At 61.1% G+C, this 12,620-nt stretch carries 9 protein-coding genes and 1 pseudogene; 5 read left to right on the top strand and 5 right to left on the bottom strand.

The window, feature by feature from the left end:
* Window positions 1-143 precede the first annotated feature (143 nt).
* The 4 genes from AC4CWH_RS04230 to AC4CWH_RS04215 all read left to right on the top strand — a co-directional run bounded on the left by AC4CWH_RS04230 (window position 144) and on the right by AC4CWH_RS04215 (window position 4,445).
* Window positions 144-1,391: a BtaA family protein gene (locus AC4CWH_RS04230; protein WP_491320526.1), complete on the top strand. Its 1,248-nt coding sequence runs from the start codon at window positions 144-146 to the stop codon at window positions 1,389-1,391.
* Complete coding sequence (locus AC4CWH_RS04225; RefSeq protein ID WP_491320525.1) at window positions 1,388-2,071, top strand: class I SAM-dependent methyltransferase; 684 nt, start codon at window positions 1,388-1,390, stop codon at window positions 2,069-2,071. The genes AC4CWH_RS04230 and AC4CWH_RS04225 overlap by 4 nt, the downstream gene beginning before the upstream one ends.
* Before the next feature lie 202 nt (window positions 2,072-2,273).
* A complete protein-coding gene (locus AC4CWH_RS04220) occupies window positions 2,274-3,056 on the top strand; it encodes a glycoside hydrolase family 25 protein (protein WP_491320524.1) in 783 nt (260 codons plus the stop codon).
* Window positions 3,057-3,200: 144 nt separating this feature from the next.
* Entirely contained in the window at window positions 3,201-4,445 is a 1,245-nt protein-coding gene (locus AC4CWH_RS04215; protein ID WP_491320523.1) for a lytic murein transglycosylase, read from the top strand.
* A gap of 514 nt (window positions 4,446-4,959) precedes the next feature.
* Here AC4CWH_RS04215 and metF read toward each other — a convergent pair.
* The 4 genes from metF to ettA form a co-directional block, all read right to left on the bottom strand.
* Window positions 4,960-5,928, bottom strand: coding sequence for a methylenetetrahydrofolate reductase [NAD(P)H] (gene metF / locus AC4CWH_RS04210; RefSeq protein WP_491320522.1), 969 nt, complete (start codon window positions 5,926-5,928; stop codon window positions 4,960-4,962).
* Entirely contained in the window at window positions 5,925-6,965 is a 1,041-nt protein-coding gene (locus tag AC4CWH_RS04205; protein WP_491320521.1) for an ArsR/SmtB family transcription factor, read from the bottom strand. The genes metF and AC4CWH_RS04205 overlap by 4 nt, the downstream gene beginning before the upstream one ends.
* A 159-nt stretch (window positions 6,966-7,124) precedes the next feature.
* Window positions 7,125-9,305, bottom strand: coding sequence for a methyl-accepting chemotaxis protein (locus AC4CWH_RS04200; protein ID WP_491320520.1), 2,181 nt, complete (start codon window positions 9,303-9,305; stop codon window positions 7,125-7,127).
* Window positions 9,306-9,700: 395 nt separating this feature from the next.
* Window positions 9,701-11,350 (bottom strand): energy-dependent translational throttle protein EttA, encoded by a 1,650-nt coding sequence (ettA, locus tag AC4CWH_RS04195; protein WP_491320519.1) that lies wholly within the window; start codon window positions 11,348-11,350, stop codon window positions 9,701-9,703.
* Window positions 11,351-11,440: 90 nt separating this feature from the next.
* Here ettA and AC4CWH_RS04190 point away from each other — a divergent pair, with 90 nt between their 5' ends.
* Entirely contained in the window at window positions 11,441-12,403 is a 963-nt protein-coding gene (locus tag AC4CWH_RS04190; protein WP_491320518.1) for an alpha/beta fold hydrolase, read from the top strand.
* Between the two features lie 52 nt (window positions 12,404-12,455).
* On the opposite strand, the pseudogene AC4CWH_RS04185 reads toward AC4CWH_RS04190, so the two are convergent.
* Window positions 12,456-12,605, bottom strand: a pseudogene (locus AC4CWH_RS04185) (endonuclease domain-containing protein); the annotation flags it as partial.
* Window positions 12,606-12,620: the final 15 nt, after the last annotated feature.

Genomic DNA, 12,620 nt, shown 5'->3' with positions numbered 1-12,620 from the left:
TTGGCGGCGGCATGCCGTCTCCAGCGCACCGCCAGATGTCAAGCCTGGGGAGCAAGTGCGGCGGCATGAGGACACGTCATGAAACTGTAGCAGCAAGCGGCTACAGCCGTTTGACACTCATGACGAGGCAACGGGAATAGAGCATGGCCGAGATTGCACCGGAAGCCGGATTTCTGAAGAATGGAAAGCTGAAGACTGCACTGCTGCAGCACAAGGCATTGTCAAAGAGCGGGCTTTCCGAACGCCTGTTCGGCCTTTTGTTTTCCGGCCTTGTCTATCCTCAGATCTGGGAGGATCCGGATGTCGACATGGCGGGCATGGCGCTGTCTGAAGGCCACAGCATCGTCACCATCGGCTCCGGCGGCTGCAATATGCTGGCTTACCTCTCCCGCTCGCCGCGCTCCATCGACGTGGTGGATCTCAATCCGCATCATATCGCGCTCAACCGCCTGAAGCTTCAAGCCTTTGCCGCCCTTCCCTCACATGCCGATGTCGTGCGCCTTCTTGCCACGGAAAACGCCGGCACCAACGCGCGCGCCTTCGATCTGTTCATCGCCCCGAAGCTGGATGACAAAACGCGGGCCTACTGGCAGAAGCGCAGCCTCACCGGGCGACGCCGCATTTCCGTCTTCGAGCGCAATATCTACCGCACCGGCCTGCTTGGTCGCTTTATCGCTGTCGGCCACCTTTTGGCGCGGATGCATGGCGTAAACCTCACCGAAATGGCGGCCATGGGCTCGCTGCGCGAACAGCGGCAGTTTTTCGATACCCGCATCGCGCCTCTCTTCGACAAGCCGTTGATTCGCTGGCTGACGAGCGCCAAAAGCTCGCTGTTCGGCCTTGGCATTCCGCCGCAGCAATATGACGAGCTGGCAAGCCTTGCGCCGGATGGCTCGATTGCGCCGGTTCTGCGCCAGCGGCTGGAAAAACTTGCCTGCCATTTTCCGCTGCGTGACAACTATTTCGCCTGGCAGGCGTTTGCCCGCCGCTATGCGCTGCCGCACGAGGGTTCCCTGCCGACCTATCTGAAGGCGGAAAACTACCGCACCATCCGCAACAACGTGTCGCGCGTTGCCGTGCATCATGAAACCTTCACCGACCTTCTGTCGCAAAAGGCCGCCGGCACCGTGGATCGCTATGTGCTTCTGGACGCGCAGGACTGGATGAACGACCGCCAGCTCAACGATCTCTGGGCAGAAATCAGCCGCACCGCCGCACCGGGCGCCCGCGTCATCTTCCGCACCGCGGCCGAAAAGAGCATCATCGAGGGGCGCCTTTCGCCGGCGCTGCGCGACCAGTGGCATTATCTCGAAGCCCGCTCCGGGGAACTGAACCTGCAGGACCGCTCGGCCATCTATGGCGGCTTCCACATCTATGAGAAAGCGGCATGACGGCGCTGGGCGGGACAGGACCAGGGACAAGAACAGGGCCGACATCCGATCACGCTGCCCGCATGGACCGGATGTATCGCTACCAGCGCCATATCTATGACCTGACGCGCAAATATTACCTTCTCGGCCGTGATCGGGCGATCCGCGACCTTGCGGTGCCGAAGGATGGCACGCTTCTGGAAGTGGGCTGCGGCACCGGTCGCAACCTTCTGCTCGCCCACCGCATTTATCCGCGGGCGCATCTTTATGGCCTCGATATCTCCAGCGAGATGCTCGCCACCACCCGCGCCAATTTCCGCGGCAAGGCGGCGGAACCGATGCTGAAGGTGGCAGATGCGACGACGTTTTCGCCCGCCGATTTCGGCACGGATGGTTTCGACCGCATCCTCATTTCCTATGCGCTGTCGATGATCCCCGACTGGCAGGGCGCGCTGACGGCAGCCCTTGGTGCGCTGAAGCCCGGCGGTTCGCTGCACATCGTCGATTTCGGCCAGCAGGAAAACCTGCCCGTCTGGTTTCGCGCATCGCTACAGGCCTGGCTGTCGCGATTTCATGTGACGCCGCGCGCAGACCTTGCCGAAGCGATCGAGGCCCGCCTTGCGCAGTTCGATGCCGACATGATGTTCGAGACAACGGGCCGTGGTTACGCCTGGCATGCGATCGTCCGTCGCCGGAGCTGATGGCGGCCAAGCGCTTGATTTCACGAATTTCTTAGCGCATGATGACGTTGCCGCGCGTCTGAAACGCTGCGCGGCAAATCGTTGGTGCGTAAGGGAATATTTACGCCGACATGGTTATCAGGTCGTTTCGCATCCTTGTTTGCGCCCGGTGATTCGGCGTGGCCGACAAGTGATTCGTCCCCTCGGTCATCACGGAAGCGCCATGCCTCGGCTCATCTTTGCCCTTCTTGCGACTGCCGCCCTTGCCACCGGCTGCACCTCGACAAGTTATGATTTCATGTCGACGGCATCGATCTCCAAGCCGAAATTTAAAGACAGCGACCCGCAGGATTTCGGCGCCAACCATCCGGATCGCCATGAGATCCACGGCATCGACGTGTCCAAGTGGAATGGCGACATCGACTGGCCGACCGTCAAGCGCGGTGGCGTGTCCTTCGTGTTCATCAAGGCAACCGAAGGCAAGGACCGGGTCGATCCGGCTTTCGAGGCAAACTGGCGCAATGCGGCAGCAGCCGGTCTTGCCCACGCGCCCTACCATTTCTACTATTTCTGCTCGAGCGCTGATGAACAGGCGGACTGGTTCATCGCCAATGTGCCGAAGGCCGCCAGCAGCCTGCCGCCGGTGGTCGACGTGGAATGGAACCACACGTCCAAAACCTGCACCACCTGGCCGGCGCCGGAGACCGTGCGGGCGGAGATGAAGCGCTTCATGGACCGGCTGGAAGCCTATTACGGCAAGCGCCCGATCATCTACACATCGGTCGATTTCCACCGCGACAATCTGGTCGGCGCGTTCCAGGACTATCATTTCTGGGTCCGCTCCGTAGCGGCGCACCCCGCCAAGATCTACGAGGCGCGCAAATGGGCCTTCTGGCAATACACGTCCACCGGCATCGTTCCCGGCATCAAGGGCGACACTGATATCAACGTTTTTGCCGGCACGGAAAAGAACTGGCGCAACTGGGTCGCCTCCGTCGGCCCGTAAAACCCATCCGCACTCCCTTTCAGCGTCCGCGAGGCGCCCCTCAGCAACATTCGGAAGCGTCGCCATTGACGCCGCATGGTCTTTGCCCATCTTCCGTCACAAATCTCGCCGACATGGGGCATAAGCCCGCCAGAGGAACCTTTCATGCCCTTGCCTTCCGTTCGCCCGATCTCGCTTGCCCTTGCCCTGACGGGGCTTCTCGCCTCCGCGGCCTTTGCCCAGCCAGCCTCTTCTCAGCCAGCCTCTGGCCAGCCAACCTCTGGCCAGAATCCACCGGCATGCGGCGGAGACCTTTCTGCCTTCCTGCAGGGCGTGAAGGCTGAAGCGCTTAGCATGGGCGTTCCGGCAGAGGCGGCCGACCGGGCGCTGGCCGGTGCCGTGATCGATCCGAAAGTGCTGTCACGCGACCGGGCGCAGGGCGTGTTCCGCCAGACGTTTCTGGAGTTTTCGCAGCGCACCGTTAGCCAGGCCCGCCTCGATATCGGTCGCCAGAAGATGAAGCAGTATGCCGAGGTGTTTGGGCGGGCCGAGAAGGAATATGGCGTAGCCCCTGGCGTCATCACCGCCTTCTGGGCGATGGAGACCGATTTCGGCGCCGTACAGGGCGATTTCAACACGCGAAATGCCCTTGTCACCCTCTCGCATGATTGCCGCCGTCCGGAACTGTTTCGCCCGCAGTTGCTGGCGCTCACGGAGATGGTGCAGCATGGCGATCTCGATCCTGAGAGCAATACCGGCGCCTGGGCCGGCGAAATCGGCCAGGTACAGATGCTGCCGCGCGACATCATCGAACATGGCGTCGATGGCGATGGCGACGGCCATATCAACGTCAAGACGAGCGCGCCGGATGCCATCCTGACGGCCGCCTCCTTCATCAGGAGCCTCGGTTTCAAGCCGGGCGAGCCGTGGATCCAGGAAGTGGAACTGCCGGAAAGCCTGCCTTACGAGAAAAGCGGTCTTGGCAACGAAATGCCGGCCGCCGAATGGTTCAAGCTCGGCGTCAAACCGCGCGACGGCAACACGTCGTTTGGCGCGCTTCCCGCCGCACTCGTGCTGCCGCAGGGCCGCAAGGGGCCGGCCTTCATCACCTATCCCAACTTCTCGATCTATCTCTCGTGGAACCAGTCGTTCATCTACACGACGTCGGCGGCCTATTTTGCCACCCGCCTCTCAGGTGCGCCGACTTATGCCAAGGGCAATCCGGAACCGGGCCTCAGCGTCGACGAGATGAAGGTATTGCAGACGAAGCTCGACGGCATCGGCCATGATGTCGGCAAGATCGATGGCATTCTGGGCTCCGGCACGCGTGTGGCCGTGCAGAAGGCGCAGCAGCGGCTCGGCATGCCCGCCGATGGCTGGCCCACCGCAGCGCTTCTGAACGCGCTATAAGGCAGACGGGGAATCATCCTTATCTATGCGCGCAAAACCTCCCGCGGTCTTCCCAGGAGGTTTTTTTGTGGGGCGTTCATGCCGCTGCCGGGCCCTCCCCATCACGCAATGTGACGGTTCTTAACAGCGCGGACAGATTTGTTCACGGATGGTAAACCCTGTTAATTAACGGATTTATCTTTGCATAACAGCGGCTTGTCGCGTGATCCGCCATAAATCCGTCATATGTGTTCCCGCAGTGCAGCACATTATTCGCTTCCCAAGCGTTCAAAAATGCACTTACATCTCAAGTGTTAACGCAAGGAGGCAGACATGGGACACGTACATTCCTTCAATGTCCTTCTCGTCGGTGCAGCGTTTGTGTTCGTGGCATCCATGCTCTTTGTCTGAGCATCGCGACAAAGAATAATCCATGCCACGATTGAGCTGACCGTTTCAGCAGTCGTTTAAGAGACAAATCGGCTTCAAAAATTGGAAGGGCGGATATCTCCGCCCCCGCCTTGGAAGTCCTGGCTCAGGCCGCCGCCCCGGCCTGCGTCTTTTCAGCTTTTTCCTGTTCAGACTGGCCTTGTGCAGACTTTGCTTCTGCGGACATGTGCTTTTCATCCTTGGCATAGCCCAGACGATCGAGCATCGCGCCGGTCAGTGCCGCGCGGTTCATCGTGTAGATGTGGAACTCGCCAAGGCCCCGGCGCATCAGGTCTTCGATCTGTTCGGCGGCCACGTCGGCGGCAACCTTGGCGCGGTCTTCCGGCTTGTCGTCCAGCCCTTCAAATCGCGCATCGAGGAACGCCGGCACCGTGGAGCCGCAGCGGCTGGCAAAACGCCTCAACTGCGACAGGTTCTGGATCGGCATGATGCCGGGAATAACCGGAATGGTGATGCCGGCCGTCCGTACCTGTTCCAGATACCGCTCAAAAACATCGTTGTCGAAAAAGAACTGCGTCAGCGCGCGGTCGGCGCCGGCATCGGCCTTGCGCTTCAGCATCTCGATATCGCCGGCCACATCCGCACTTTCCGGATGTTTTTCCGGATAGGCCGAGACGGAAATCTCAAAACCACCGATCTCCTTCAGGCCCACCACAAGTTCGGCCGCGTTGGCATACCCATCCGGATGCGGCTGATAGGCGGTGCCGATGCCGCTTGCCGGATCGCCGCGCAAGGCCACGATATGGCGCACGCCAAGCTGGCGCATGTCCTCGATCACCTGATGGGTTTCTGCTCGATCGGCATCGACGCAGGTGAGGTGCGAGGCGGTCGCAAGCCCCATATCGCGGATCATCCGCCCAACAGTCGAAAAGGTCGGTGCCTTGGTCGTGCCGCCGGCGCCATAGGTAACGGAGACGAAATCTGGATTGTAGCGGGACAGTTCCTCCACCGTCTGCCAGAGCTGCTCCTCCATCTCCGGCGATTTCGGCGGAAAAAACTCGTAGGAAAGCCGGAACGGCTGGGCCTTGCGGGAGGTGTTTGCGACAGTGGTCATAGCTCGATTTCCGACAGAAGGGATTTGCGGGGGGCAGCAACTTGGCGCGACCGCCCTTGAGGCGCCTCAGCCTTTAAGGCCAGCGGGGCAGAGGCAAGCCAGATGGTGACGGTGAGCGCTGAAGCCGGCTTTTGCTGCTTCGGCTGGAGATCGATGATCTCGCCGACGGTCAGACCAAGCTTCTCCAGCCATTCCGCCACCGTCTGGTGCGAAAAGCCAAGGCGAAGATGCGCGTGTTCATCACGCAGGTAATCAAAGGCATGCGGCGCCAGATCAACGATGACGAGGCGCCCGCCGGGGCGCAGCACACGGGCAGCTTCCGCAATGGCGCGCTCGGGTTCATCGAGGAAGTGCAGCACCTGATGAATGGTGATGAGATCGAAATCGCCTGCCTCAAGCGGCAGGTTGAAGATATCGCCATGGCGCACACTCGCCTTGACGATGCCGGCTTTGTCGAGATTGGCGCGGGCAACGGCGAGCATATCGCGGCTGGCATCGATGCCGACAGCACGCCGGTAACTCTGCTCCAGCAGCTGCAAAATCCAGCCCGTGCCGGTGCCGAGATCGAGCAGCGCATCGACATGATCAGGCCCGAGGATCTGCAGCAGTGCTGCTTCCACATCGGCGTCGCTCACATGCAACCGGCGAAGCTCGTCCCATTCGGAGGCGTTGCGGCTGAAATAGGCCTGCGCCCGTTCCGCCCGCGCCCGCTTGACGGTGGCCAACCGTTCGCTGTCGCGCGCAAGGACTGGATCGGCCGCATCGACGGCAGACAGAAGATTTGTCGCGACAACGGCTGCACGTCCATCCTGTTTCAGCCGGAAATAGGCCCAGGCGCCTTCCTGGTAACGCTCGATCAGGCCCTCTTCGGTCAAAAGCTTCAGGTGGCGGGAAATGCGCGGCTGGGATTGGCCGAGAATATCGGTAAGGTCACTCACCGTCAGGTCGCCACCGGCCAACAGCGCCAGAAGGCGAAACCGCGTCGGTTCGCCCGCCGTCTTCAAAATTCCCACCAGACTGTCCAGCGGCAGACCCATCACAGCATTCCAATCACGATCAACACATAAAGATATGTTTATGTGATTTATGAGCACCTGACAAGCGCAAACCCACTGCGCGACAGCAAAAGGGCGGCCCGAGCCGCCCTTAAGTGAGGAGTGATGAAGGCAGGCTTAACAGCGCCCCGCACGCGGGCGCTAGGCCGCCCGCGAGGAGCGCATAGGAGTGGCCGGGCGCTGCGCATTTGCAGGGCCCGTGAGGCGAAAGCGCGACAGAAGGTCTGACAGTTGCACGCTTTCCTGGGCAAGGCCTGCACCGGCGGCGTTCATTTCTTCGACCATCGCCGCATTGCGCTGTGTGGCTTGGTCCATATGGTTGACGGCGGTATTGACCTCGGCAAGCCCGGTCGATTGTTCATGGGCTGCCGTTGCGATGGCATCCATGTGGGTATTGATGGTCTGAACCAGTTGCTCGATGGCCGAAAGCCCCTCACCCGTATCGCTGACCAGCTTGACGCCTTCGGAGACGGCCGTGGTGGATTTCGAAATCAGCGACTTGATTTCCTTGGCCGCATTGGCAGACCGCTGGGCAAGCTCACGCACCTCTTGGGCAACGACCGCAAAGCCCTTTCCGGCTTCACCGGCGCGCGCGGCTTCCACCCCGGCATTCAAGGCAAGAAGGTTTGTTTGGAAGGCGATTTCATCGATGACCGAGATAATCTGGTTGATCTGGCGCGAGGATTCCTCGATGCGCTGCATGGCGGAGACGGCATTGCGCACCACCGAACCGGATTGATCGGCGCGGGCGCGAGCATCGCGCACCACATCGCGCGCTTCGCTGGTACGCCGCGATGTTGCCACCACATTGGCGGTGATTTCCTCAAGCGCCGCGGCCGTTTCCTCCAGCGAAGCCGCCTGCTGTTCGGTGCGCTTGGCAAGATTGTCGGATGCGTCAGAGATTTCCTTGGAGCCGTTTGTCACCGTTGCCACCGAGCCGCCGACGCTGACCAGCGCATCGCGCAACTGGCGAACGGAGGTGTTGAAGTCGGCGCGCAGGTTTTCAAATTGCGGTGCAAGCGGCATTTCGATCTCGCAACCCATATCGCCGGCAGCCAAACGGCGAAGGCTGGCGGCAAGCGTGCTGGTCACCTGGTTGAGGCGTTCCTCCGCCTCGGCTTCGGCTTTGGCCTGAACCTGGGCACGCTCAGCCTCCGAACGCTGGCGGCTGCCGACGGCTTCCGCTTCCAGCTGCGCATTGCGGATCGCTGCCTGACGGAAGATTTCCACGGACTGCGCCATGTCACCGATTTCATCGCTGCGATCGGTATAGGGAATAGCACGCACCGTATCGCCGCCCGCAAGCTCGGTCATCGACCGGTTGACCCCGCGGATAGAGGACGACAGCGCGCGCGTGACACCGGCACTCAGCATGATCACGAAGACGACAAACAGCAGCATGCCGCCGACGATCATCAGCATGGAATGATAGGCGTCTTGAAGACGCGCCTGCGCGCCCTGCAGCAGATTGGTGCCGTTTTCCCGAAGAAGTTCAGCCACCTGATCCCGACGCTTGGCCATGGCCTGGATGAAAGAATTCAGATCTTCCGGCTTGCCCTTGAAGTCCTCGGTACTTTCCATCGCCTTGATCGTATCGACGATGATCTTGCCTTCAGGCGTTGTGAAGAAGGCATCGTAGCGGCCCAGCATGGCCGGCGCCACGAACTCCCGGAAGGGTGGGTCGAAATTGCGGATCTGGCTCACGGCTCCGTTGAACCGGGCCTGCTCCGGCCTGGTGAAATTCCCGTTCTTGATATAGACCTGCCCCATGCGGTTGAGCACGAGATACCCCTCGTTGACCTTCATCCAGGCATGGATGCCGCGAATGTCGCGGGCAAGTGCCACATCATCCGTCAAGCCACTGGCGCGCGAGGACAGCGACAGTGCGGCAGAGGCAACGGGCTGGGCATAACGCAGCGGCAGGATCGGGTTGGTATCGCCTGCATCCAGTTGCTGGCGGTATTCCGGCATCTTGGCGAAGGTCGCCTCGAGGTCGGCGCGCAGCTTGCGGGTCGCGGCATCGTCATAGCCCAGCACCGCCAGCGCATCCAGCTGCTCGATCATGTCCTTGTAGACGCCATCGGCTTTTGCCCGCACAGCTGGCCGGTCGGCCGCCGGAACAGAACCTTCCAACGGCATGATCATCATCATCTCGCCGCCGGCATAGGCCAGCTTGGCCATGGCCTCGGCCCGGTGCAGCCGCGCATAATTTTCGTAGCTCGACCACCCCACGGCCAGGCCCAGCCCGACCACGGCCGTCAGTGGCACCAGTGCGAGCAATGATAGAGACTTGCGAAACGAAAGCTTCCCGAGTAGCGACAAGACGCACTCCTCCCTTGTGTCCGCAGGAGAAGCCTCATGCCCACCAGACAGAATACGTCAGCCGCTGCCCCCTCATGGCAGTCAAGAGTGGGTACGGTAGCACCGGATACTTACGAATCTGTATATCTTCGGATCGCCGCGTGCCGTTCAGGAAAACCCCAGGGGTACGAGCGATAAAACGCGCCAGATTTCGTTGGATTTTTCCCACTATAGTCGCGTTCGCGGCATTTTGTTCTGGCGACACGGCTGCGATCCGTGTCGACTGCGAGCCAGTATCTGCCTTATTATGACGAGTGATCGTATTCATGAAAAAGGCCCGCGTCTTGCATCTGCAACACGCGGGCCTTCTGTCGAGGCTCCTCTGCCCGCAGCGGTTCCGCTACGGGTTTGAGCAATTAGCGCGTCAGGCGCTTGTAGGACTGGCTGCCCGGGTTCAGAGCGTCTGCGCCGAGGCGGCGGATCTTGTCCTGTTCGTAGTCTTCGAAGTTGCCTTCGAACCATTCCACATGGCCATCGCCCTCGAAGGCGAGGATGTGCGTCGCCAGACGGTCGAGGAACATGCGATCATGGCTGATGATGATGGCGCAGCCGGCAAAGTTTTCGAGCGCAGTTTCGAGCGCGCCGAGCGTTTCGGTATCGAGGTCGTTGGTCGGTTCGTCGAGGAGGAGAACGTTGCCGCCCGCCTTCAGCATCTTCGCAAGGTGAACGCGGTTACGCTGGCCGCCCGAGAGGTTGCCGACCTTCTGCTGCTGGTCGCCGCCCTTGAAGTTGAAGGCGCCGCAATAGGCTCTGCTGTTCATGTCGAACTTGCCGAGCTTGATGATTTCGGCACCGCCGGAGATTTCTTCCCAGACGGTCTTTGAACCATCCAGCGCATCGCGGCTCTGGTCGACATACCCGAGATGCACGGTCTCGCCGATGCGGATCGAACCGCCGTCCGGCTGTTCCTGGCCGGTGATCATCTTGAACAGCGTCGACTTGCCGGCGCCGTTCGGGCCGATGATGCCGACGATGCCGCCCGGCGGCAGCTTGATCGAGAGGTCGTTGATCAGCGTGCGGCCTTCAAAGCCCTTTGTAACGCCTTCAAGCTCGATGACCACCTGGCCGAGACGCTCGGAGACGGGGATGATGATCTGCGCGTCGCCGGGACGGATGCCTTCGGCTGCATCCACCAGCTGTTCGTAGGCCTTGATACGCGCCTTGGACTTGGCCTGACGGGCCTTCGGGCTCGATGCAATCCATTCCTGTTCGCGCGACAGCGCCTTCTGGCGGCCGGCTTCTTCGCGGTTTTCCTGCTGCATGCGCTTGGCCTTCGCCTGCAGGTAAGCCGAGTAATTGCCTTCGTAAGGAATGCCACGGCCGCGGTCGAGTTCGAGGATCCAGCCGGTGACGTTGTCGAGGAAGTAGCGATCGTGGGTGATCATCATCACGGCGCCGGGATAGGCGCGCAGGTGCTTTTCAAGCCAGCCGATGGTTTCGGCGTCCAGATGGTTGGTCGGTTCGTCGAGCAGCAGCAGGTCCGGCTGCGACAGAAGCAGGCGGCAAAGCGCGATACGGCGACGTTCACCACCGGAGAGAACCGTGACATCCGAATCCTTCGGCGGGCAGCGCAGGGCTTCCATCGCCATCTCGACCTGCTGTTCCAGATCCCACAGGTTTTGGGCATCGATGATGTCCTGGAGTTTCGCGCCCTCTTCCGCCGTCTCGTCGGAATAGTTCATCATCAGTTCGTTGTAACGGTCGAGCACGGCCTGCTTGTCGGCGACGCCTTCCATGACGTTCTCGAAGGCGTTCTTGGACGGATCGAGATGCGGTTCCTGCTCGAGGTAACCAACGGTCGCACCTTCGGCGAGCCAGGCTTCACCGGTAAATTCCTTGTCCTGGCCGGCGATGATGCGCAGCACGGTGGACTTACCGGCCCCGTTGGGTCCGAGAATACCGATCTTGGCATCCGGGTAGAAGGACAGGTTGACGTTTTCGAGGATCTTCTTTGCGCCGTAGGCCTTGTTGAGCCCGGACATGTGATAAATAAACTGACGTGCCATAGGAAAATTGCTCCGGCGACTTTTGGGGGTTTGGACGCTATCTAGGCGAAACGGGCCGCCGGAGCAATGCGGCAAGGGGAGGAAGAGTGCATGTTCGAGACAGTAAATCGCCTGAAAAGCCCATCCGGCGCTGATCTTGCCATGCGCCATGCGCCCGCCGAGGGCACGGCGCGCGCCATTCTTCACATCTGCCACGGACTTGGCGAACACAGCGGCCGCTATCTCGGCTTTGCCCGTTTCATGGCGGCCCGCGGGTTTCACGTTTATGCCCATGATCACCGCGGCCATGGGCACACGACCGCACCGGATGCGCCGCAAGGGCGGTTTGCCGCAAAGGGTGGCGTCGACGCGGTCCTATCCGACGTCAAGGCCGTGAGCGACGCCGCAAGGGCTGCGCATCCCGGCCTGCCGGTGCTGCTGTTTGGCCATTCCATGGGCGGGCTGATTGCGCTCAACACAGCACTTTCTTATCCCCGCGATTATCAGGCGCTCGCCGTCTGGAATTCCAATTTTGCCGTGGGTGCTGCCGGGCGTCTGGCGCAGGTGGTGCTGAAGACCGAACGGGCGCTGAAGGGTTCTGACGTGCCGAGCCTCATCCTGCCAAAACTCACCTTTGACACCTGGGGTCGCGCCATGCCCGACCACCAGACGAAAGCCGACTGGCTATCGCGCGACCGGGCGGAAGTGGCGGCCTATCTCGCCGATCCGCTCTGCGGCTTCGATATTTCCATCTCTCTGTGGCTCGACGTGTTTGCCTTGAGCTTTCGCGGCACCGAACAAGAGCTTCTGGCGCGCCTGAAGAAGGATCTGCCCATCCATCTGGTCGGCGGCGGGCAGGATCCGGCAACCGAAGGCGGCAAGGCGATTTCCTGGCTGTCGCATCGTCTGGCCGAGCGCGGCTTTTCGCGGGTGACGAAACGCATCTATCATGACATGCGCCACGAGACGCTGAACGAAATCGGCCGCGAGGCCGCCATGCAGGAATTTGCCGATTGGGCCGAGACGAACCTTTCCAAACCAGCGGCACCTGCCGTTGTGGGAATGACCTCATGACTAGATATCAAGTGCCGTGGTTGGGTGGTGGCGGTATGAACAACGGTAAGGCGGCGTTGAGAGCCCCCTCATCCGCCCTTCGGGCACCTTCTCCCCGAGGGGAGAAGGGATAGGCCGCAACGCTCGCGTTCCCCCTCTCCCCTTGGGGAGAGGTCCGCCGAGCAAAGCGGAGGCGGGGTGAGGGGGCCACGAGCACCGCCATGATCGAAAGTCCTCA

The sequence above is a fragment of the Neorhizobium sp. PAMB6716 genome (assembly GCF_058242805.1).
The sequence above is the reverse complement of the archived record's forward strand: the minus strand, read 5'-3'. Positions and strand labels throughout refer to the sequence as shown.

Coding starts and splice junctions, on each gene's coding strand:
- AC4CWH_RS04230 (WP_491320526.1), top strand. CDS start 144: ATGGCCGAGATTGCACCGGAAGCCGGATTTCTGAAGAATGGAAAGCTG.
- AC4CWH_RS04225 (WP_491320525.1), top strand. CDS start 1,388: ATGACGGCGCTGGGCGGGACAGGACCAGGGACAAGAACAGGGCCGACA.
- AC4CWH_RS04220 (WP_491320524.1), top strand. CDS start 2,274: ATGCCTCGGCTCATCTTTGCCCTTCTTGCGACTGCCGCCCTTGCCACC.
- AC4CWH_RS04215 (WP_491320523.1), top strand. CDS start 3,201: ATGCCCTTGCCTTCCGTTCGCCCGATCTCGCTTGCCCTTGCCCTGACG.
- metF (WP_491320522.1), bottom strand. CDS start 5,928: ATGACCACTGTCGCAAACACCTCCCGCAAGGCCCAGCCGTTCCGGCTT.
- AC4CWH_RS04205 (WP_491320521.1), bottom strand. CDS start 6,965: ATGGGTCTGCCGCTGGACAGTCTGGTGGGAATTTTGAAGACGGCGGGC.
- ettA (WP_491320519.1), bottom strand. CDS start 11,350: ATGGCACGTCAGTTTATTTATCACATGTCCGGGCTCAACAAGGCCTAC.
- AC4CWH_RS04190 (WP_491320518.1), top strand. CDS start 11,441: ATGTTCGAGACAGTAAATCGCCTGAAAAGCCCATCCGGCGCTGATCTT.